Annotated in this window: 17 protein-coding genes; 5 read left to right on the top strand and 12 right to left on the bottom strand. The window is 61.4% G+C overall.

What is annotated here, in order from left to right; translation table 11 throughout:
- Nucleotides 1-23 precede the first annotated feature (23 nt).
- Nucleotides 24-488, top strand: coding sequence for a tRNA (uridine(34)/cytosine(34)/5-carboxymethylaminomethyluridine(34)-2'-O)-methyltransferase TrmL (gene trmL / locus BLU11_RS17915; protein ID WP_090275703.1), 465 nt, complete (start codon nucleotides 24-26; stop codon nucleotides 486-488).
- Nucleotides 489-636: 148 nt separating this feature from the next.
- Here trmL and BLU11_RS17910 read toward each other — a convergent pair whose 3' ends face one another.
- From BLU11_RS17910 to BLU11_RS17895, 4 genes are all read right to left on the bottom strand, one after another.
- Complete coding sequence (locus BLU11_RS17910) at nucleotides 637-1,614, bottom strand: NADPH:quinone oxidoreductase family protein (protein WP_090275701.1); 978 nt, start codon at nucleotides 1,612-1,614, stop codon at nucleotides 637-639.
- 135 nt (nucleotides 1,615-1,749) lie between these two features.
- Nucleotides 1,750-3,321 carry a glutamate--cysteine ligase gene (gshA, locus tag BLU11_RS17905; protein ID WP_090275700.1) on the bottom strand — a complete coding sequence of 524 codons (1,572 nt, stop codon included), beginning with the start codon at nucleotides 3,319-3,321 and terminating at the stop codon, nucleotides 1,750-1,752.
- A gap of 70 nt (nucleotides 3,322-3,391) precedes the next feature.
- Complete coding sequence (locus BLU11_RS17900; protein WP_090275698.1) at nucleotides 3,392-3,790, bottom strand: PaaI family thioesterase; 399 nt, start codon at nucleotides 3,788-3,790, stop codon at nucleotides 3,392-3,394.
- 2 nt (nucleotides 3,791-3,792) lie between these two features.
- Nucleotides 3,793-6,123, bottom strand: coding sequence for a Tex family protein (locus tag BLU11_RS17895; RefSeq protein ID WP_090275696.1), 2,331 nt, complete (start codon nucleotides 6,121-6,123; stop codon nucleotides 3,793-3,795).
- A 191-nt stretch (nucleotides 6,124-6,314) separates the two neighbouring features.
- Here BLU11_RS17895 and ompR point away from each other — a divergent pair, with 191 nt between their 5' ends.
- Together ompR and BLU11_RS17885 are read left to right on the top strand one after the other, a co-directional pair.
- On the top strand, nucleotides 6,315-7,037 hold the full coding sequence (ompR, locus tag BLU11_RS17890) for an osmolarity response regulator transcription factor OmpR (RefSeq protein WP_090275694.1): 723 nt from the start codon (nucleotides 6,315-6,317) through the stop codon (nucleotides 7,035-7,037).
- Entirely contained in the window at nucleotides 7,034-8,344 is a 1,311-nt protein-coding gene (locus BLU11_RS17885) for an ATP-binding protein (RefSeq protein WP_231702233.1), read from the top strand. Before ompR ends, BLU11_RS17885 begins: the two co-directional genes overlap by 4 nt.
- A gap of 15 nt (nucleotides 8,345-8,359) precedes the next feature.
- Here the strand turns inward: BLU11_RS17885 and BLU11_RS17880 are convergent, their stop codons facing one another.
- The 8 genes from BLU11_RS17880 to BLU11_RS17845 all read right to left on the bottom strand — a co-directional run bounded on the left by BLU11_RS17880 (nucleotide 8,360) and on the right by BLU11_RS17845 (nucleotide 20,379).
- Complete coding sequence (locus tag BLU11_RS17880; RefSeq protein WP_090275692.1) at nucleotides 8,360-8,827, bottom strand: chemotaxis protein CheW; 468 nt, start codon at nucleotides 8,825-8,827, stop codon at nucleotides 8,360-8,362.
- Between the two features lie 30 nt (nucleotides 8,828-8,857).
- Nucleotides 8,858-9,817 (bottom strand): chemotaxis protein CheB, encoded by a 960-nt coding sequence (locus tag BLU11_RS17875; protein WP_157718710.1) that lies wholly within the window; start codon nucleotides 9,815-9,817, stop codon nucleotides 8,858-8,860.
- On the bottom strand, nucleotides 9,810-15,944 hold the full coding sequence (locus BLU11_RS17870; RefSeq protein ID WP_090275689.1) for a hybrid sensor histidine kinase/response regulator: 6,135 nt from the start codon (nucleotides 15,942-15,944) through the stop codon (nucleotides 9,810-9,812). The genes BLU11_RS17875 and BLU11_RS17870 overlap by 8 nt, the downstream gene beginning before the upstream one ends.
- Nucleotides 15,932-16,771, bottom strand: a complete 840-nt coding sequence (locus tag BLU11_RS17865; protein WP_090275687.1) for a CheR family methyltransferase — start codon at nucleotides 16,769-16,771, stop codon at nucleotides 15,932-15,934. Before BLU11_RS17865 ends, BLU11_RS17870 begins: the two co-directional genes overlap by 13 nt.
- Nucleotides 16,772-16,866: 95 nt before the next feature.
- Entirely contained in the window at nucleotides 16,867-18,903 is a 2,037-nt protein-coding gene (locus BLU11_RS17860; protein ID WP_090275685.1) for a methyl-accepting chemotaxis protein, read from the bottom strand.
- 81 nt (nucleotides 18,904-18,984) lie between these two features.
- Nucleotides 18,985-19,521: a chemotaxis protein CheW gene (locus BLU11_RS17855; protein WP_090275683.1), complete on the bottom strand. Its 537-nt coding sequence runs from the start codon at nucleotides 19,519-19,521 to the stop codon at nucleotides 18,985-18,987.
- 38 nt (nucleotides 19,522-19,559) lie between these two features.
- Entirely contained in the window at nucleotides 19,560-19,925 is a 366-nt protein-coding gene (gene pilH / locus BLU11_RS17850) for a twitching motility response regulator PilH (protein WP_090275681.1), read from the bottom strand.
- 37 nt (nucleotides 19,926-19,962) lie between these two features.
- Nucleotides 19,963-20,379 carry a response regulator gene (locus tag BLU11_RS17845; RefSeq protein WP_090275679.1) on the bottom strand — a complete coding sequence of 139 codons (417 nt, stop codon included), beginning with the start codon at nucleotides 20,377-20,379 and terminating at the stop codon, nucleotides 19,963-19,965.
- A gap of 265 nt (nucleotides 20,380-20,644) precedes the next feature.
- Between BLU11_RS17845 and gshB the strand changes: the two genes are divergently transcribed.
- On the top strand, nucleotides 20,645-21,607 hold the full coding sequence (gene gshB, locus BLU11_RS17840; RefSeq protein WP_090275676.1) for a glutathione synthase: 963 nt from the start codon (nucleotides 20,645-20,647) through the stop codon (nucleotides 21,605-21,607).
- A 59-nt stretch (nucleotides 21,608-21,666) separates the two neighbouring features.
- Nucleotides 21,667-22,584 carry an energy transducer TonB gene (locus tag BLU11_RS17835; protein WP_090275674.1) on the top strand — a complete coding sequence of 306 codons (918 nt, stop codon included), beginning with the start codon at nucleotides 21,667-21,669 and terminating at the stop codon, nucleotides 22,582-22,584.
- Nucleotides 22,585-22,628: the final 44 nt, after the last annotated feature.

Here is a 22,628-nt window from a genome sequence, read left to right as displayed (position 1 = left end):
GTTTTTTTGCGGACCCTTCTGCCATGTTTCACATCGCCCTGCTAGAACCGGAAATCCCGCCCAATACCGGCAACATCATCCGCCTGTGCGCCAACACCGGCTGTCAGCTGCATCTGATCGAACCGCTGGGCTTCGAGCTGGATGACAAGCGCCTGCGCCGAGCGGGACTGGATTATCACGAGTACGCACCGGTGCAGACCCATGCGGATCTGGCCAGTTGTCTGGCGAAGGTCCAACCCAATCGGGTGTTCGCCCTGAGCACCAAGGGTCGGCAGTGCTACAGCGAGGTCAGCTATCAGCCGGGGGACCTGTTTCTGTTCGGTCCGGAAAGCCGCGGGTTGCCCGCCGACATCCGCGACGCCCTGCCGCCCGAGCAGGTGCTGCGTATCCCCATGCATCCCGACAACCGCAGCTTGAATCTCTCCAACAGCGCTGCGGTGCTGGTCTATGAGGCCTGGCGGCAGCAGGGGTTTGCCGGCAGCCTTTAAGCTGGCCTGCAGCGCTATCGCGGCGAGGCGCCGCTCCCACACCCCGTCATTCTCGGCGAAGGCCGAGAATCCACCGACCCGCAGCGCCGGACTGAACAATGGATCCTCGGCCTTCGCCGAGGATGACGGTGAAAGGAACAATCGCTGTTCAGCGCGTCTTGATCACGATCTTGCCCACCGCCTGACGGGTAGTCAGGGTGGTCAGCGCTGCTTCGTACTGGTCCATCTCGAAGGTCTGGGATACCAACGGCTTGAGCTTGCCCTCGCTGTACCAGCGGAACAGCTGCTGGAAGTTCTCCAGGTTGGCCTGGGGTTCGCGGGTGGCGAAAGCGCCCCAGAACACACCGACCACCGCGGCGCCCTTGAGCAGGGCCAGGTTGACCGGCAGCTCGGGAATCCGGCCGCTGGCAAAGCCCACCACCAGCAAACGCCCGCGCCAGTTGATGCAGCGCATGGACTGGTCGAACAGATCGCCGCCCACCGGATCGTAGATCACGTCAGCGCCTTGGCCACCGGTCAGCGCCTTGACCTGCTCCTTGAGCTCACCTTCGCTGTAATTGATCAGCTCGTCGGCACCCGCCTGGCGGGCGACTTCCAGCTTTTCGTCGCTGGAGGCAGCGGCGATGACGCGGGCACCCATGGCCTTGCCGATTTCCACCGCCGCCAGGCCGACACCACCGGAGGCGCCGAGCACCAGCAGGGTTTCACCCGGCTGCAGGTTGCCGCGCTGGGTCAGGGCATGCATGGAGGTACCGTAGGTCATGCTGAAGCCGGCCGCGGTGACAAAGTCCATGTCATCGGGCATCGGCAGCACGTGGGTGCCGGCGGCGGCTACTTTTTCGGCAAAACTGCCGTAGCCGGTCAGCCCCATGACCCGGTCGCCCGGCTTCAGATGGGTAACCTGGCTGCCCACGCTGGAGACCACACCGGCAGCCTCACCGCCCGGCGAAAAGGGGAACGGCGGCTTGACCTGGTACTTGCCCTCGATGATCAGGGTATCGGGGAAATTGACGCCGGCGGCGTGGACATCGATGACAACCTGGTTGTCCTTGGCGACCGGATCGGCGGCTTCTTCCAGCGACAGTGTGCTGGCAGGTCCATAGGCTTTGCACAGTACGGCTTTCATGATGGCTCCTTGATTGAATTTTCCACAGTCTAGCCGCGCCAGCGGCAGTCGGGTCAATCACCATACTGGTGGTTGATCAGCTGGCATAAGACAACTGCCAGCCGCGGAAAATTCGATCAACCCGACTCATCACCGTTACTGGCTCAGATAACGCGCCACGTAGGTATCAAAGTCGATGCTGTCCGCCGCTTCCAGCTCGGCCTGATCGGCTACTGACTGCCGGGCGACGGCAGCTGCATCCTGCTGCTCGCGGTTATCCAGCGGGCGCGACAGGAAGTGTTCACGATGCGCTTCGGACTGCGCCAGGGCAAAGCGGAAGAAGCTGTTGTCATGTTCGCCAATCGCTTGCAGCACCCGCGCCGACGGCGTCAATGTGGCGTCCTGCAGCTTGGCGCGTTGTAGCTGCAGACTGTCGCTGTAGGCGCTGGTCTGCTGGGCGCTGTCCAACAGGCTGGCACAGGCCGCTATATTGTCCAGCAGATGCTCGCCCCACTCGATCAGACTGCATGGCTGCCCCTTGCGCGTCAGCTGCAGACCCGGTTCACGGCCACGCTTGACGGTGAGCGCAAAGTTCTCATTGCTCAACCGACATTCCTCTTCGGACATCGCCGGGCTCTCGGCCAGTACACAGAACAGCAGGAAACTGTCGAGGAAATGCGCCGTGCTCGGTTCGATACCCAGCGGCGCGAAAGGGTCGATATCCATGCAGCGCACTTCGACATATTCCACTCCGCGTGCTGCTAATGCATGCGTCGGTTTCTCACCGCTGCGGGTCACCCGCTTGGGGCGAATCGAGCTGTAGAATTCATTTTCGAGCTGCAGCAGATTGGTGTTCAGCTGCTGCCATTGGCCGTCCGCATCATGGGTGCCCAGCGCTGCATAGGGCGCATAGGGCAGACTGATGGCCTTCTGCATGCTGGCAATATAGCTTTCCAGACTGTTGTAGCAGACGCTCAGACCCGCCTGGGCATCGTTGTTGTAGCCCAGGTCACTCATCCGCAGGCTGGTGGCGTAGGGCAGATACAGACTCTTGTCGCCCAGCGGTTCCAGCTGATGATCGCGCCCCTGCAGGAAGCTCGCACACAGCGCCGGCGAAGCGCCGAACAGGTACATCAGCAGCCAGGCGTAACGGTGGAAGTTGCGGGTCAGCGCCACATAGCGCTCGGACTGATAGTCTTGTGGGCTACGCGCGTCCCCGTCTTGCTGGCGCAGCGCTTCCCACAGCTGCGGTGCCAGCGAGAAATTGTAGTGGATGCCGGCGATGCACTGCATCGGTTTGCCATAACGCACCGCCAGACCGCGCCGGTAGACATGCTTGAGCATGCCGACGTTGGAGTTGCCGTACCAGGCAATCGGGATATCCTGATCGCGTGCGGGCAAGGCACAGGGCATGGACTCGGTCCACAGCCGTTCCTCGCCCAGCTCGCCATAGGTGAAGCGGTGGGTGCTGTCGAGTCGCTGGAACAGCTCGTCAATATCCCGACACACCGGCGTGATCAGCTCGATCAGCGCTTCGGAGTAATCCGTGGTGATGGTCGGATGAGTCAGCGCCGAACCCAGTCCGGCGGGATGCGGCTGTTGTGACAGGACGCCACCCGCGTCGATGCGCAGGCTCTCCTTCTCGATCCCATGCATGCAGGCATTGAGGCTGTCGCGCAAGGACGGTTGCGCCAGCAGGTCGAGACGTTGGTTCAGCAATGGTGACAAGGGTGTCACTCCTCAAACAGTGAAAACAGCTGGCCCCGGTCAACCGGCGCCGCGTCGGCAATCGGCAGATTCAGATGCGCGCAAAGGTGCCCAGACATTTGGCCGCCAATGCACCGTCCTGCCAGACCTCGCCATCGACCACCATGGTGCGGGTACCGGCATGCATTACCTTCGCCCGGCATTCCAGCACGCCGCCGGTGATGGCGCGCGTGTAGTTGATCTTGCATTCAATGGTAGCGGTTGCCTCATGGGCGTCCAGCCGCGCATACACAGCCGCACCCATGGCCGAGTCCAGTAGCGAGAAAGTCACCCCACCATGCACGCGCCCACCGGCATTGAAATGTTGCGGACCGATCTCCAGGCGCATGCTGCAGCCGTCCTGATCCAGACTGATCAGCTCCAGGCCCAGCGTCTGGGTAAAGGCGCTCATGCGATTGTCGTGGATATCGTTCAGTTTCAGGTGGCTCATGATTATCGCTTCTTCAGATTCTTGGCATTGGCAAACAGGTTGGCAAACGTACCACCGGTCTCCGGCTTGGTGCCAGCATGGTTTTTATCCGCGCGTGGCTGGCGTGAGCGGTTGCGCTCGGTGGCCGGCGCACTGCTACGCCCTCCGGTCACCGCGCCGGGCTGGTCGGCCATGCGCATGGTCAGGCTGATGCGCTGACGTGGTATATCCACTTCCAACACCTTGACCTTGACGATATCGCCGGCCTTGACCACGTCACGCGGGTCCTTGACGAAGCTGTCGGCGAGCATGGAAATATGTACCAGACCGTCCTGATGCACGCCGATATCGACGAAGGCGCCGAAATTGGCCACGTTGCTGACCACGCCTTCCAGCACCATGCCGGGCTCCAGGTCGCTGATCTTCTCCACGCCTTCCTGAAACGCAGCGGCCTTGAACTCGGGACGCGGATCGCGACCGGGCTTATCCAGTTCGGCGATGATGTCGGTGATGGTCGGAATACCGAAGTGTTCGTCCGTGTAGCGCGCCGGCTCGACCGTGCGCAGGAAGCTCGAATCGCCGATCAGGCTGCGAATGTCGCGCCCGGTCTGCTCGGCGATGCGCTTGACCAGCGGATAGGCTTCCGGGTGCACCGCCGACGCATCCAGCGGGTTGCTGCCGTTCATCACGCGCAGAAAGCCTGCCGCCTGCTCGAAGGTCTTATCCCCCAGCCGGCTGACCTTGAGCAGCTCACGACGGCTGCCGAAGGCGCCATGCTGATCACGGTAATCGACAATATTGCGCGCAATAGTCGGATTCAGCCCCGAGACCCGCGTCAACAGCGGCGCCGAGGCCGTGTTCAGGTCCACGCCCACGGCGTTTACACAGTCTTCCACCACCGCATCCAGACTGCGCGCCAGCTTCAGCTGGGATACGTCATGCTGATACTGACCGACGCCAATGGCCTTGGGCTCGATCTTCACCAGCTCGGCCAGCGGGTCCTGCAGACGGCGCCCGATGGACACCGCCCCGCGGTAGGTCACATCCAGGTCCGGAAACTCTTTGGCTGCCAATTCCGACGCCGAGTACACCGAAGCACCGGCTTCGGAGACGGTGATCTTCTGCATTTTCAGTTCGGGGCAGAGCTTGAGCAGATCGCCGGCGAGCTTGTCGCTTTCCCGCGAGGCGGTGCCGTTGCCAATGGCGATCAAATTGACCTGATGCTTGCGACTCAGCGCAGCCAGCACCGCCAGCGACTGATCCCATTGATTGCGCGGGGCATGGGGAAAGATGGTGGCGGTATCCACCAGTTTGCCGGTGGCGTCGATCACTGCCAGCTTAACCCCGGTGCGCAGACCCGGGTCCATGGCCAGGGTGACACGCGGCCCAGCCGGCGCAGACAGCAGCAGATCCTTTAGATTACTGGCGAATACGCGAATGGCTTCGTCTTCCGCCGCTTCCCGCAGCTCGCCGAGCAGTTCGGTTTCCAGGTGCCCGGACAGCTTGACCCGCCAGGTCCAGCGCACCACCTCGCCCAGCCATTTATCCGCCGGCCGGCCCTGATCACGGATCTGCGTCGCCTCGGCGATCATGCCTTCGCAGGGATGGCTGGCGCTGGCCGGGGCGTCCGGCTCACCGAGTTCCAGGGCAATATTCAGCACCCCCTCGTTGCGCCCGCGCAGGATTGCCAGCGCCCGGTGCGAAGGTACGTTGCGCAGCGGCTCGTCGTATTCGAAGTAGTCACGGAACTTGGCGCCCTCCTGCTCCTTGCCCGCTACCAGTCGCGAGACCACGCGGCCGTCCTGACGCAATGCCTGGCGCAGGCGTTCGAGCAGCCGGGCATCCTCACTGAAGCGCTCCATGAGAATGTATTTGGCCCCATCCAGCGCCGCCTTGCTATCCGCCACACCCTTGTCGGCATCGATAAAATCGGCGGCCAACTGCTCGGGATCGATACCCGGATCGGCATAGAGTTGCTCGCCCAGTGGGCCGAGGCCGGCTTCCAGGGCGATCTGACCCTTGGTGCGGCGCTTGGGCTTGTACGGCAGATACAGATCTTCGAGACCGATCTTGGTCTCGGCCTGACGAATGTCACGCTCCAGCTCGGCGGTCAGCTTGCCTTGCTCGCTGATACTCGAAAGAATGCTCTGGCGCCGGTCTTCCAGCTCGCGCAGATAGCGCAGACGTTCCTCCAGATAGCGCAGCTGGGTATCATCCAGGCTGCCGGTCACTTCTTTCCGGTAGCGGGAGATGAAGGGCACGCTGGCGCCTTCGTCGAGCAGGGTGACGGTGGCGACGACCTGTTCCGGGCGCACTGCCAGTTCGGTGGCGATACGCGAGGCAATACTATCCATGGCTGGGTATCCACATCAGTTATCTCAGGCGCAGCAGTATAACCGAGTCGCCGCTGCGGTATGCAGCCTTGCCCCACAGGCTGCCCCCTCGATCAGGCCAGGCAACCGGAGAAACCTCTTGTAACAATGGCCAGCCCCCTGTACCACTGGCATCAGCGACAATATATTTCTTCAAAGATGATGGTGCCCGTATGAGCAATGAAGGCGAGAAAATTCTGATCGTGGATGACGACGCGCGTCTGCGTCGCCTGCTTGAACGCTTTCTCAGTGAGCAGGGCTATCGCGCCCGCGCCGTGGAAGACACCGCGCAGATGGACCGGCTACTGGATCGGGAGCTGTTTTCCCTGATCGTGCTGGATCTGATGCTGCCTGGTGAAGACGGCCTCAAGGCCTGCGCACGCCTGCGTGAGCAGGGCACCACCACGCCGATCATCATGCTGACCGCCAAGGGCGACGAAACCAGCCGCATACAGGGCCTGGAAATGGGCGCTGACGATTATCTGCCCAAGCCGTTCAACCCCCGCGAACTGGTGGCCCGGATCAAGGCCGTGCTGCGCCGTCAGGCACCGCAGATTCCCGGCGCGCCCTCGGCCAATGACAATGAAGTCACCTTTGGTGATTTTGTGCTCAGCCTGGCTACCCGCGAACTCAAGCGCGGCGACGAAGTGCACATGCTGACCTCGGGCGAGTTTTCCGTACTCAAGGCACTGGTGCATCATCCACGCGTACCGCTGACCCGGGACAAGCTCATGCAACTGGCCCGCGGCCGTGAGTGGGACGCGCTGGAACGCTCCATCGACGTGCAGATCTCGCGTTTGCGCCGCCTGCTCGAACCCGATCCATCCAAGCCGCGTTATATCCAGACTGTCTGGGGTGTCGGCTATGTCTTCGTTCCGGATGGCCAGCAACAGTGAAAGGCGGCCCCGGCTGGCACCCGCTGCTGCCGCGCAGCTTCTTTGCCCGCACCCTGTTGCTGGTACTGCTGGTCACGCTGTTCTCGAAGATCCTCACGCTGGTCTATCTGATGAGCAACGAGGACCTGCTGGTCGATCGCCAGTACAGCCACGGCAGCGCCATGCTGGTACATGCCTATTGGGCCAGCGGCCCTGAGGCCCGAGCGGACCTGGAGTCCATCACCGGATTGGAGCTGGTGCATGAGAGCCTGGTGCCTGCCGGCGAAATTCACTGGCCCTACTCCGGGGTGTTTACCAACCAACTGCGTGACGAGCTCGGTGACCGCACCCAGATCCGCGTGCAGACCCAGGAACAGCCGGCCATCTGGGTCCACCAACCCGGTTATGGCGATCAATGGTTGAAGGTACCGCTCTATGCCCACCCACTGCGCGGGCAGCGCATCTGGCTGGTGGTCAGTTGGCTGAGCCTGATCGGCATGCTCTCCACTGGCGCAGCCTGGGTTTTCGTGCGCCAGCTCAACCGCCCTCTGAAAACACTGGAGCGAGCCGCGCAACATATAGGTCAAGGCCACAGCGTGCGGCTGCTGGATACCAGCGGTCCGGCGGAAATAGCCGAGGTCTATCGCGCCTTCAACCAGATGGCGCAGGATGTGGAGCAGGCCAACAGCGACCGCGCGTTGCTGCTCGCCGGGGTGTCCCACGATCTACGCACGCCATTGACGCGCATGCGGTTGTCCACCGAGTTGATGTCGGATGTCGAGCCCGAGCTCACCGAAGGCATGATTCGCGATATCGAAGACATGGACGCGATTCTCGACCAGTTCATGGCCTATATCCGTGACGGCAGCGCCGAGCCCTGTGAGCCCTGTGATCTGAATGAACTGATTCGCGAAGTGGTGACCCCGGTGAATGCCAGTGAACAGCTGGTGCGCCAGTGTCTGGAGCCCGTTCCGGAGTTGCTCTTGCGCCGCCTGTCGATCAAGCGCCTGCTGACCAACCTGCTGGAAAATGCCCTCAATCATGGCGGCACCGGCGTGGAGATCAGCAGCCACCTGGAACCCAGCGCCATTCAACCCTGTGTGGTGGTCAGCGTGCTGGACCGTGGTCCGGGAATCGACCAGAGCGAGGGGGAAGATCTGTTCACCCCCTTCATCCGCGGCGACCGCGCCCGCTCTACCAAGGGCACCGGGCTGGGTCTGGCGATTGTCAAACGCATCGCCGACAGCCACGGCATCAGCGTGCAGTTGCTCAACCGCGCCGGCGGCGGCACCGAGGCGCGACTGTTGTTTCCGGTGCAGGTGTCCTGAGCGGGGAGCTATCGCTCAGCCGCGCAGCACGCCCGCCTGCTCCAGCGCCTGCTCGATGGCCGCCAGATCCGGAATCAGCAAGATGTCTGCTTCATCCGCCAGGCTCACCGGCTGACTGACGAACTCGCTGGCACTGCCGGCAGCTTCGATTTCCCCGCGCAGCACCTTCTTCGAGCGGGGAATACCGCGGATGCGCATGGCGATGAAGCTCAGGCTCGAACTGCCACCCACAGCATTGATGATCAGACTGCGTGGCGCTTGTGGCTGGTCCGCTGAGGACTGGCCCAACAACACCTCCGGGTCGATCAAGGGCACCCGCTGGTCACGCCAGAGCGTCCAGCCGAGAAACCATGCCGGCCCCTGAGCTGCCGGCTGGTGCAGGCGATAGCCGACCAGCTCCGCCACTGCCACGTTGGGCAGCAGCAATGGCTGTTCGGCCAGCGGGACAACCAGGCCATTGAGGCTTTCCAGTGCATCTGACATTGCGTGACTCCTGTTGATGTGCGCCGCGCATCAGGCGCTCGGCGGACGTTCCTGTTCAAGCCATTGGCTCAGAGCCGCGGCCAGTTCTTCAGGCGAACCCTCGCGGCTGCTGTGACCGGCCACCTGCACCGCCTGGGGCATGGTCGCGCAGGCGGCGCTGGCGGCGCTCTGTGTCCAGACCTCCCTGCCCTGTCGGCGCATGCGACCACAGGCCGCGACCCCATCTTCACCCATGCCACTGAAAATGATTGCACCGCAGCTCGGCGCGAAGGCATGGGACACCTCATCCAGCAGACCTTCAATTGCCGGCTGATAAGCTCCGGGCCAAGGGCTATCATGCAGCTGGACCTGTCCTTCCGGACCAAAACTCAAGGCTCGGCCAATCGGCGCCACCATCACCTCGCCATACTGCAATCGACTGCCCTCGACGCTGTTGCGAATCCGCCAGGCGTTCTGCCGCCCGAGTATATGGGGCAGCTGCTGTTCGAAACCCGCATCGATATGTTGTGCATAAACGAAGGCCACCGGCGCATCCGCCGACAGCGCATCGAGGAACCGCTTGACTGCCGCAGGTCCGCCGAGGGAAGCACCCAATAACCACACGCAACGTCGTGCTGCGGGCGCCGGGGGCGTAATCGATAGGGTCAGCACCGGCGGCAGCTGCAATGGCTCCCCGAGCAGCGCACTGAGCTTGCCGAGCAAGCGCCGCTGCCACCGCACATGATCCTCATGCTGGATGGGCGGTATCTCACCCGACCCCATCAACACCGGAACGGGACTGTATTCCAGCAACCAGTCGATCAGAGCGGACTCGTCCGCCATATCCAGCAACCACAGATCGGCTGCAACACCGGCCAACTCATCGACTTTCACGCCCATGGGGGCGGTCTCAAATACCACCCGATAGCCGAAACTCCGCACTGCCTGCGTCAACACCTGGCGATCGCGCTCGGAACTTACCAACAAGGCGACCGCCGGCGCTTCAGTCACGCAGATTGACCAGATTACCGATAACCTCCAGCAACTGAGGTTCCTGATAGGGCTTGCCGAGGTATTCATTCACCCCCAGGCTGCGTGCCCGCTCGCGGTGTTTCTCCCCGGTACGTGAGGTGATCATGACGATCGGCAGATCCTTCAGCCGCTCGTCGTGGCGCACCCGGGTAGCCACTTCGAAACCATCCATGCGCGGCATTTCGATATCCAGCAGCATGATGTCCGGCTGCACATCCTGCAGTCGGGCAATCGCGTCGACGCCATCCTTCGCGGTCACCACTTCCATACCGTGACGTTCGAGCAATCGGGTCGTTACCTTGCGCACGGTGATGGAATCGTCCACCACCATGACCAGCGTCGAACGCCGGGCCTGCGGCATTGCCGAGATCGCCCGTTCGGCGGCCAGCTGCTGCTGCGAATACAACGCCTGCTGCGCGCGAATGACCGCCAGCAGATCCAGAATCACCACCACGCGGCCATCCCCGAGAATGGTCGCTCCGGAAATACCGGGCACCACAGCAAACTGCTTGCCGAGACTCTTCACCACGATTTCCCGCGAGCCGGCCAAGGCATCGACCTGCACCGCGACACTGTGTTCGGTACCGCGCACCAGGATCACCGGCAGCGGCAGGCTGTGGCCAGCGAGTTTGGGCTGCTGACCCGTGACCAGCAGGTCGCCGAGATAGCGCAGGTCATAGTTCTTGCCGGCATATTCGAAGGCCGGTGCATCCGGGGAGTAATAGGCTTCCAGCTCATAGCCCGAGACCCGCACGATGCCTTCGATGGTATTCAGCGGTATGGCGTAGAGGTCTTTGCCGGAATACACCATCAGCGCCCGGTTCACCGATACGGTAAAGGGCAGGCGAATGAGGAAGCTGGTGCCGAGACCCGGCTCGGTAGACAGCGTCATGCTGCCACCCAGTTGCTTGATCTCGGCGTTGACCACATCCATGCCGACGCCCCGACCGGAGATCTGCGTCACCTGCTCGGCGGTACTGAAGCCCGCCTCGAGAATGAACTGCAACACCTCCTGGTCGGTCAGCCCTGCGTCGGCGTCCATCAGTCCGCGCTCAATCGCTTTGCTGCGCACCGCCTGCAAGTCGACACCACCGCCGTCGTCATGCAAGCGGATGACGATCTCGCTGCCTTCGCGGTGCACATCCAGACTGACTCTGCCCTCTTCCGGCTTGCCTTGGGCAGTCCGCAACGCTGGCAACTCGATGCCATGGTCGACCGCGTTGCGCAACATGTGCTCCAGCGGCCCCATCATGCGCTCCAGCACGCTGCGGTCCATCTCGCCTTCGGCATTGCCCACCACCAGACTGACCTGCTTGCCCAGCTCCGTGGACACCTGCCGCACCACTCGGCGCAGGCGTGGCAGCAAGCGTTCGAAGGGCACCATGCGCGTACGCATGAGGCCTTCCTGCAGCTCGGTATTAACGCGCGCCTGCTGCAGCAGCAGGGTTTCCGCATCACGGCTTCGGGTGGCCAGGGTTTCCTTCAGATCGAGCATGTCCGAGGCGGACTCGAACAAGGAGCGCGACAATTGCTGCAGCTGGGAATAACGGTCCATTTCCAGCGGGTCGAAGTCCTCGTAGCCCTGCTCTATTTCTTCCTGGTGGCGCGACAGGATCTGCGCCTGGGTTTCCATATCCAGACGCCGCAACTGGTCACGCACTCGTTCGATGGTGCTTTCCATATCGGTCAGCGTCTGGCTGATATCACTGACCTGCTGTTCAACCCGGCCACGGAAAATGGAGGTCTCACCGGCCAGGTTGACCAGCTCTTCAAGCAGCCCCGCAGGCACCTTGATGGTCTCCTGCATGCCCCCGCGACTGCCCGCGGTACGCGATGGGCCAGCCCCATCCATAGCCTGCTGCAGAATGGTGCGAATCTCTGCCAACGTCCGCTCCGGCGCTGCCGGTATCGGCAAGGGAGCCGCGGGTGCTACGGCCGGTAGCGTCCAGTCACTGCTGGGGAATAGCTGCCCACCAGCCAGCTGCTCGACGCTACTCTGCAGCTCGGCCAACATCGCACTCAGGCTGTCATCCTGACCGGGTTCCGATTGTTGCAAGGTTGTTTCCAGCAAACGCGCCTGTTCGGCCACGGCTTTGTGGCTGGCCAGGCGAGCGCTGCCCTTGAGCGTCTGGATACGATGCAGCAACTCATCCGCAGCCGCTGGCTCGGTTTCCCGGCGGGTCAGCAGATCGGCACAGGGCTGTAGCAACTCCCGAGCTTCTTCGATGAACATGCCGAGCATGCCCGAATCGGCTGCCAGAGCAATCGGCGGCTCTGGCATCGGCGCTTCGGCCGTTTCTGCTGCGAGTGGATCGGCAACTGCCTCGGTGGGCCATTGCGGCGGCCGATCCGGCTGCGCGCGGAAATCGCGAATCACCCGAATCAGTTGCATACCATCACTGATCGACCTATCCGCGACAATACCTTCGACCATCTCGGTCAGGCCGTCCTGACAGGCCAGCAGCAGCTCGGGCAATCCTTCCACCGGCGCAAAGCGCTGTGCCACCAGCCCGTCATAAAGGAATTCCAGCTCGTGGGTCAGATCACCCACCGGGCGAATTTCCGCCATGCGCGCGCCGCCCTTGAGCGTATGCAGGTCACGCAGCAGGGCATGCAGCGGCGCCTCATCACTGGTATCGGTCAGCCAATGCTGCAGACTGCTGGAGGACGTATCGAGAATTTCCTGGGCTTCTTCGAGGAAGATATCCACCAGCTCGGCATCGGTACCCACATCACTCAGGTTCCAGGTATTGGCTGACACCTCTGTACCGGTGCTTGCAACTGTCGCCACCGGCGCATTCTCGTTGCTTGCCTGAAATAGCGCCTGCAATGCGTTCAACTCATCTCTGGCAGGATGTACATGCTGGTGCGCCGCGACCTGATCCATCATGCCGATCAAGCGTTCATGACTCTGGGCCAGGCAGTCGGCAACCTCGGGGCTCAACAGCAGGCGTTGGCTGGCCAGGGCTGCATGCGCATCTTCAAGACCCTGGCAGAGCTCCTCGATGGGCATCAGCTCGACTTCTGCCGCCACCTCAGACAGTCCCCGCAGGGCCCGCGCCAGACCGGTATGATCAATAGCCGCGGCCGGGGACCACAGCGCCAGCTCGTCCGCCGCATCCAGCAGCAGGTCAACACCCTCGGTAAGGAAGATCGACAGCAGTACGGCATCAGACGAACCGTCCAGATCGGAACGACTGTTGTCGTGTTTCTGCATAGCGTCCTGATAGACCACATCCAGGCGCTGCAAGAAGGTCTCGGTGCCGGGAATGGTCTGGTCGGACGCTGCATCGACCCGTGCAAGCCACGTCTCGAGCAGGCTCACCGCATCGCGCAGCAGCTCGACCACAGCCTGATCGGCCGGGATCAGGTTGCCCTTGAAGTCCTTGGCCAGTTTTTCCAGCGGCGTCGCCAGTACCGCGATCGGCTGGATGCCGGCCATGTGTGCGCTGCCTTTGAGGGTATGCAAGGCGCGCTGCAAGGTATCGCTCAGCGGGTACGGCAGGCCGTTCTGATCACATATACCGATATAGCCGTTGATCTGCTCGATATGCGTCTGGGTTTCGGTGCGGAATATCTTCAGCAGCAGCGGGTCAAGCTCCGCCTGGACCGTCTCGGCAACCACTGTTTGCGCCTCGTCAGCCTCTTCTGTGACGGCAAGCACAACAGCTGGCGGCTCTTCTTCCAGCGGCTCCGACTGCTCCGGTTCACTGGCAACGACGGCTTCGCTCAGGTCATCCGGGAGATATGGCTGTTCGGTTTCGAACGACGGCTCGAATGCCATGGGCAATTCGTCAGCTTCCGGCAGCGGCACGATCTCGGTCTGCGCCTCGGGCAATACGGTATCCACAGGGTCCACAGCCGCCGATATCGGCTCTTCGGCCTCATCGAACGCGGGCAGGCTTGCGCCACGGGACAGGGCATCTGCCTGATCTGCCAGCCGCTCCACTTCAGGCAGCTGCTGCTGCCGACCGGCGGCAAAATCCTCCAGCAAGGCGGGTATCAAGGCGCGAACCGCATTGACGGTGGCAAATATCGGCTGGCTCAGAGGTACATTACCGTCGATTACCCGGTTGAGCATGTTTTCAACCGCCCAGGCCAGCTCGGCCAGCACTCCGGCACGCACCATGCGCCCGCTGCCCTTGAGAGTATGAAAACCGCGGCGCACCTCGGCGCGGGCTGCCGTATCCTGGGCATCCGCCTGCCATCTGGGCGTATGGTCGTCGAGCGTTTCCAGTACCTCACCGACTTCCTCGACGAAGATCTCCAGCAGCTCGGGATCGAGCTCGTCCTCATCCGGCTCATCCACCGCTACGCTGACAGCGTTCGCTGGAACCGCTGCCGCAGCTACTGCCGGCGTGGCATCAAGCACGCCGATAGCACCCGGCGCATAGCCGAGCAATGCCAGACGCTCCTCGGCCACCGCAAGAATACTGTCTCCACGATCCGCATTATCTTCAACCACCCGCTCCAGGTAGTAATCAATACTGGTGATCACATCGGCCAGAGCATCCAGCGCTTCCCAGTCGGGGACCTTGCGGTCACGAATCAGTTGCTGGCTCAGATACAGCCGGCAGGCAGCAACGGCGTCGGCGGCACGCGCCAATGGCAGCATGGCCAGTCCACCGCGCACACTGTTGAGCAATTCATCAACTGGCTGCAATTGGGTATGGTCCCACTGCCCGGCGATGAAAGCATTTACGGCTTCGCGCGTCTGCTCCAGCGCATTACGCGCTTCCAGCACCACTTGCTGCTGAATCTGCAGCAGATCCTGGGCACCAGCCAGCTGCCGTGGCTGGTCATCGTCTTCGCCGGGCGCGTCGGCCGAGCGATCCATATCCATGGCGAAGATACCGCGCATGCTGGCTTCGACATAGAGCACGCCACCGGCAATTTCCATCAATTGCGCATCACTTGGGGTGCTGTCAGCAGACGCCAGCGTCTCGACCCGCTTGATCTGTTCCTGCAATACCCGGCGCGGCTGACCGAGCCCCAACACCGCCAGTGTATCGGCAATGCGCTTCATCGCTGGTAGCAGACTCTCCAGCGCGTCCGGACGACGCTCGCTACTGCGGACAAACAGGTCCAGGCGCTCCTTGACCTGCAGCAGCTCCTCGTCCAGCGCCTGGACAACCGATTGCATGGTGCCACGGTCCGGGCCGACCATTCGACTGTCACTGGCCTGCGCCTGTCGCTCGGTATCGCTCCACAGGGGGTTCAACCGATAATGCTTTTTCAGTGCATCCAGGCGTGGACTGCTGCCGCTGCTCTTGGCTACATAGAACAACAGATTGCGTAGCAGCTCCGGCGCAGGTGCGCTATCGGCAATCGCAGCGGTTTCATCCTGCAATTGGCGCAGTTCGCGGTCGGCCTGACGCAACAGCTGGCGGATGGCCGCGCCGTTGTCGATGGAGCCTAATTCCAGACCTTCAGCGACTCCGGCGAAAATGCTCCACAGCTCGGCAAAACGGGTGCCTTGAAACAGGCCTTCCAGGCGCATGAAAACGCGGCCCAGCTGATGACTGCTGGCCGGTACGTTCTGTTCGCGAATGATGGCCGCGTGGGCAATCTGCATGGCCTGACGCAACTTGCGCAGCTGCCGCGCGACCTGCTCGCTGCCGAAGTCAACCTGCTGAGCATCGCCGGCATCCTTATCGGTATTCAGCTCGGGACTGAACAAGGCGTTTTCCGACAGCAATTTTTCACCGCGGGCGGTGCGCATGTCGTTGAGCAGCGGCAACAGCAGCAGCGGCAGATCACGTCGGCCACTCTGTACCCGGTCCAGGTAGGCGGGCATCTGCAGGATCGCCTGCATCAGCACTTCCAGCGCCTCGTTTTCACGGCGGCAGGTGCCATGCATCAAGGCCTGGGCGAGCTTTTCCATTTCTTCGGCCAGCAGCGCCGCGCCGTAGAACTCCACCATCTGCAATGTGCCATGAACCTGATGAATATAGGTCAGGCAAAAACGCAGGCGCGTCGTATCCTCGGGGTTTTCCACAAAGGTTTCCAGGGCGTGACGCGCTTGATTCAGCGTCTCGGAAATTTCGCCTTTGACCCAGTCGAGGGCGACATAATCATGCCGATCACCCATAGTCACTCCAGACATTCCATGCTGTCCCGACGCCGGTAAGCCTGTACCCGATCATCAGGTACCCGCTCCAGGAGGGAATTGTTCCAGTCCATTATTTCACCCGGTCCGATTACCAGTATGCCGCCCGGCGCCAACCGCATTGCCAATTGGTTGAGCAGGTCACGACGGCGCCAGCGTCGGAAGTAGATGAGCAAATTCTGGCAAAAAATGATATCCAGGTCCCGGATCGGAGCCTGGGCCAGTTCCAGGATATTCAGTCGAGTGAAGCACACTCGGTCGCGCAGCGCAGGCACTACCCGATATTGTCCATTGTGCAGGCGCTCCAGCCACTGTTCCCGCTCGCGTTCGCCCAGACCGCCCAGTCGGCGGTCTGGATAGCAGCCGTTGCGGGCCTGATCGAGGGCATGCTGGCTGATATCCGTCGCCCAGATGCCGTAATCACGCCGCTTCTGGCCACTCGCCACCAGTGACTGTTCCATGACGATGGCCAGGGAGTAGGCTTCTTCCCCGCTGGCACAACCGACACTCCAGAATTGCAGCGGTCGGTCGCTGACCGCTGACTGACGTTGTGCCAGAAACTGCGCCACACAATCGAAGGAGGCGCGATGTCGCATGAAGCTGGTCTCGCGCACCGTCAGCCATTCGACCAGTGCTGACCATTCCAACGCGCCGCTGATGCCCTCGGTAACATATTCGTAGTAGAGCTGGTAGTCGCGCATACCCAGCTCACGCATGCGCGCGCCGAGACTGGTCTGCAGATAGACCTGGCGCTGTTCGCTGACGCACACGCCCGTACGCGTTTCCAGCAGCGCCTGCCACTGACGGAACTGCGCTCCGTCCATGTCTGGCAACTGCTCCAATGACCAGTGTGGCGTTCTGTGCACTGTGCGACTCCCGCTGTGCTGTTATCGCGGCGGCATTCCAGCCGCCGCTGCGCTCAGCCCTGCTCAGGCAAGGTGAAGCCTTCCACCGACTGACGCATGCTGTCGGCCAGTTTGGCCAGCTCGCCAATACTGCGTGCGGTAGTGGTAGTACCTGCCGAGGTCTGCGAGGTAATTTCCTGGATGACGTTCATCGTATTGGAGATATGACCCGCCGAGGAGGCCTGCTGCCGCGCCGCGTTGGAGATGTTCTGGATCAACGCTGCCAGGCTGGTGGATACCTTCTCGATCTCTTCCAGGGCAACACCCGCGTCCTGGGTCAGGCGCGCACCGCTGACCACTTCGGAGGTGGTCTGCTCCATGGAGATAACCGCTTCGTTGGTGTCGGTCTGAATGGTTTTCACCAGCGCTTCGATCTGCTTGGTGGCACCCGAGGAACGTTCCGCCAGACGCTGTACTTCGTCGGCTACCACCGCAAAGCCCCGGCCTGCATCACCGGCCATGGAGGCCTGGATCGCAGCGTTCAGCGCGAGGATGTTGGTCTGGTCGGCAATGTCGTTGATCAGGCTCACGATATCACCGATCTCTTGGGACGATTCACCCAGACGCTTGATGCGCTTGGAGGTGTCCTGGATCTGCTCGCGAATGACGTCCATGCCGGAAATGGTGCTCTGCACCACTTCGTTACCCTTGTTGGCGATGGCTACCGAGCGTTCGGCTACCGCTGCCGATTCGGCGGCGTTGGCCGATACCTGGTCGATGGACACCGCCATTTCGTTGACCGCCGCCGAGGCACCGGCAATTTCCTGCGCCTGGTGTTCGGAGGCTTCGGCCAGATGCATCGCCGTACCCTGGGTTTCCTGCGCGGCAGAAGAAACCTGCAGGGCCGTGTGGTTGATCGTTTCCACCAGTGCGCGCAGCTGGTCGATGGAGAAGTTGATCGAATCGGCGATGGCCCCGGTGAAGTCCTCGGTCACCGTCGCTTCGGCAGTCAGGTCACCGTCGGCGAGGTCGGCGATTTCATCAAGCAGACGCAGAATCGCGGCCTGGTTACGTTCGTTGGTCGCAGCCGTCTCGGCCAGACGCTGGCGGGTTTCGCGGGTCATCTGCAAGCCGATCAGCAGAATGCTGCCCAGGGCGACGATGCCCAGGATATAACCCAGCAGGGTATTCACCCAGCGGGCCTCACTGCGCTGCTCGAACCCCTGGGACAGATCCGACACGTTGTCCAGCAACACCTGGGAATCGGTGAAGATGTCGTTCGCCGCCAGACGCACCTGATACAGCTCCGGAGAGGTCAGCAGGATCTGGTCCACCGAATCCGACACGAAGCTGAACAGGTCGGCGATTTCGTTGAGTCGGCTCACCGCGTCGGGATCGGTTACCTGACTGATGTTCATCACATCATTGCCTTGCAGCATGCCCTGCAGCACGCGTCCGAACAGGCCGGCGTCACGACCGAAGCTGTCCGCTGCCAATACCGCATCGGCGTCACCGGTCAATACCCGGTTCACCGACCCGAGAATCCGCTCGGCCAGCAGCGACTGCCGCTGGGCGACCGATACCTGGTCGGCCGTAGCGCCACTGTCGATCAGCACGTCTACCACGTCTTCGTATTCGATCTGCAGTTGCGGCACGGTATCGGACAGCGTCGCGGCTACCTCATGCAGAGACAGTACCGTGTTCTGGCTGTTCAGAATGGCATCGGCATTACCGCGCAGCTTGTCCCAGTCAGCTTGCACTCGCGACAGTGGCTCCTGCAACGTATCCGGGGTGGCCGGCAGGCCGGTTTCCTCGCGTCCATTGGCCAGGTAGCCCCAACGTTGCTCGAAATCGTTACGGGCTGCAAGCAGCAGACCGAAAGCTTCCGGGGTACCGGTAGCAGCTTCCGTCGCCGATTTGGAAATCTGCTGGGACAGCACTCGCAGTTCGCCGGAGTGACCGATGTATTCCGTATCGTAAGAACTCTGAACGTTCAGATATACGAAGTTGATGAACAGCAGAATCAACGACAGAATCAGTACCGCGAACAGGCCACTGATCGTACGATTGCTGCGCAAGGTTGACAGTATGTTGGTATCAAGCTTTTTCATTTTCTGGCCCCTACCTGGCCTACCGCATGCTTCTTATAGTCCTGAATTGCGTACCGGCAACACCGGCCCGCCCCGCCTCGATCAGATCGCTACATCAAGAAACGCCTGGTCGCGTGCCAATGCCCGGAAATTGAATATCATGGATATTCTCTCCCCGGTATAAGCACCCACCACAAATGGCCTGAGTTCCTTCGCGAGGTCAGGCACCGAGGTGGTAAAGCTGTCAACTGGGAAATGCTGCATGCCGAACAGCTCGTCGACCAACAGGCCGACAAACACCTCGTCACGGTCGAGCACCAGAACCCGGCGCTGTTTGCGCGGCGTGGTAGCAGGTGCGTCAAGGAAGTGGCTCAGATCGATGATCGGCAGCAGTCTGCCGCGCACGTTGGCAACCCCTCTGACCCAGGATTTGACCCGGGGCAGCGCGGTATAACGTGGCTCATGCAGAATTTCACTGATTTCGCCCATGGCTGCCACCATCGGTTGGCCAGCCAGGCGGAAGCCGATACCGCTCCATGTCTCGGCCACGGCCTGCTGTGCCGGCAGCCCGGCAGCGCGCTGGCGACAGCGGGTCGCCAACTGCTGGAGAAGATCGAAAGGATGTGTTGTGTCTGACATACCGTCCCTGTTGTCATGTACCGGTGAAGCGGATGCTGTCAGGTCTCGAGCACCGCTTTCACCGTGCGAATCAGGATGGCTTCCTCGACCGGCTTGGTGAGGTAATCCTTGGCCCCCTGGCGCTTGCCCCAGACCTTGTCGGTTTCCTGATCTTTGGTGGTCACTATGATCACCGGAATATTCGTGGTTTCCGGATCCTTGGTCAATTGGCGGGTGGCCTGAAAGCCGTTGAGTCCCGGCATGACGATATCCATCAATACGGCATCAGGTTTTTCCTGACGCGCCAGGGCCACACCATCGGCGCCATTTTCCGCCTTGAGCACTTCAAAACCGTGTTTTTCCAACATGCCGGTGAGCTTGTACAACTCGGTCGGCGAATCATCAACTACTAGAATACGAGCCATTTATCCCCCTGGATATTCAAATTGAGTCGGCGAGCTGTCAGGTGCCCGTTGCGCCGGTCATCTTTTTTTCCGACTGCGGAACGTGGGCCTGGATAGCGCCCAGCAGCTCTTCCTTGCTGAATGGCTTGGTCAGGTACTGATCAGAGCCCACGATACGGCCCTTGGCCTTGTCAAACAGACCGTCCTTGCTAGACAGCATGATTACCGGCGTGGCACGGAACGCAGTGTTGTTCTTGATCAGCGCGCAGGTCTGATACCCATCAAGGCGGGGCATCATGATGTCGACAAAGATGATATCGGGGTGGTTGTCAGCGATCTTAGCCAGGGCATCAAAGCCGTCGACGGCAGTAATGACGTTGCAGCCGACCTTCTTCAGCAGCGTTTCCGCGGTGCGTCGAATAGTCTTGCTGTCATCAATCACCATGACTTTCAGGCTCTCGAAATTTTCTTCCATAAACACAGCCCTTGTTATAAACGACGTCAATTGCAAGGTGGTCTGGTTCCCGGCTGAGACCGGCCAATTCCATTTCCGGCTACTTTTAACATAGATTTGTCAGGCAATCCATAAACCCTTCTCAAACCTGAGACATACTGCAAGTAAGGCCTGTTGAGCCAATCCGGAATCAGCATGGCCGCAGCAGCAGACCCGATCTTGCATCCCGGCCTGAGCAAATTTGGTAGACTGGCGCTACTTCTCAATCACCACAGCGACCCTAACCATGAGCATTCGTATTGGCATCGTCATGGATCCGATCAGCGCGATCCACTACAAGAAGGACAGCTCCCTGGCCATGCTTCTGGCCGCACAGCAGCGCGACTGGGAACTGCATTACATGGAACCACAGGATCTGTATCTGCAAGATGGCAAGGCCATGGCCTGCAGCCGTCCGCTTGAGGTGTTCGCAGACCCGCAGCGCTGGTATCAGCTCGGCGACATGCGACAGGGTCCGCTCGATCAACTCGACGTGGTGCTGATGCGCAAGGATCCGCCATTCGACAATGAGTTCCTCTACGCCACGCATATTCTCGAAGCCGCCGAGCGTGCCGGCGTGCTGGTGGTGAACCGTCCGGCCAGCCTGCGTGACTGCAACGAAAAACTCTTCGCCACCCAGTTCCCGCAGTGCTGCCCGCCGAATACAGTGTCACGCCGCGTCGATGTATTGCGTGCGTTCATCAACGAACATCGTGATGTGATTCTCAAACCGCTGGACGGCATGGGCGGCTCGATGATCTTCCGCGTTCGCCAGGACGATCCCAACATCAGTGTCATTATCGAGACACTGACCGAACATGGTCAGCAACAGATCATGGCCCAGCGTTACCTGCCCGAGATCAAGGAGGGTGACAAGCGCATCCTGATGCTGAACGGCGAACCTGTGCCCTATTGTCTGGCGCGTATTCCGCAGGCCGGCGAAACCCGTGGCAACCTGGCCGCTGGCGGTCGTGGCGAAGCGCGTCCGCTGACCGAACGCGACCGCTGGATTGCCGCCGAGATTGGCCCTGAATTACGTCGTCGCGGCCTGCTGTTCGTCGGCCTGGATGTGATCGGCGATTACCTCACAGAAATCAACGTCACCAGCCCGACCTGCATTCGTGAGATCGATGCGGCCTATGACACCGATATCGGCAACAAGCTGATGGATGTCATTGCCCAACAACTCAAAGCGCGAGCCGGTGCGTAGACTTTTTTGCTCGACAGGGGCAGACTGCGCTGCAGTACGCCCCAAAGCCTATGGATAGCATGAATACAGCAGCAGCGACGCCGCCTTCACCCGCTCAACCGGCTGCCCAGCCGGCCGCCCCGAGCATCGAGCCCAGGGACCGCCTCGGATTCACCCTGTTCCTGGCGGCTATTCTGCACGCCCTGGTCATTCTCGGTATCACCTTCGATCTGCCCAGCCCCAGCGAACTGTCCCGAACTCTGGAAATCACGCTGGCCAGCCAGCCGTCCGAGACCAAGCCGGAGAACGCCGACTACCTGGCGCAATTCGATCAGGAAGGCAGCGGCAGTCTGGATGACAAGGCTGCGCCCAGCACGCCGGAAGAAGCCGTGTTTCAGGACAGCGAGATAAAGCCGGTGTCCCCGGCGGAACCGGTTGCCCCGCCACCGGCTCCCAAAGCGCCGGAAAAGATCGTCACCACCACCGCACCCGCGCCTGACCGCGCAGTTCGCACACCGCCGCAGCCGGACCCGCTGGACGCACCCAGGACCCGCCAGCGCTTTGACATGTCCACTCTGTCCCAGGATATCGCCAGCCTGGAAGCCCAGCTTGCCGAAGAGCGGCAACAGTACGCCAAGCGTCCGCGCGTGCATCGGATCAATGCCGCCTCCACGATGCGTGACAAGGGCGCCTACTACAAGGACGCCTGGCGCCGCAAGGTAGAACGCGTCGGCAACCAGAACTATCCCGCCGAAGCTCGCAGCCAGGGCATCTACGGCGGCCTGCGGCTGCTGGTGGCAATCAATCGTGACGGCTCCCTGCGGGATGTGCAGATACTCGAATCATCCGGGCACCAGGTGCTCGATAACGCCGCCTTGCGTATCGTCCGCCTGGCCGCACCTTATGCTCCATTTACCGGCGAGCTGATGGATATCGACGTGCTGGAGATCATCCGCACCTGGCGCTTCGAACCCGGCGATCGGATATCCAGCTTCTGAGGTAGTGCAGGCTGGTTTTTCCTGGGTGCTCTTGCCCTCGACGT

This window comes from Halopseudomonas litoralis, assembly GCF_900105005.1.
Lineage (GTDB): Bacteria > Pseudomonadota > Gammaproteobacteria > Pseudomonadales > Pseudomonadaceae > Halopseudomonas > Halopseudomonas litoralis.
Note: the sequence above shows the minus strand (reverse complement) of the source record. Positions and strands in the feature narration are given on the sequence as shown.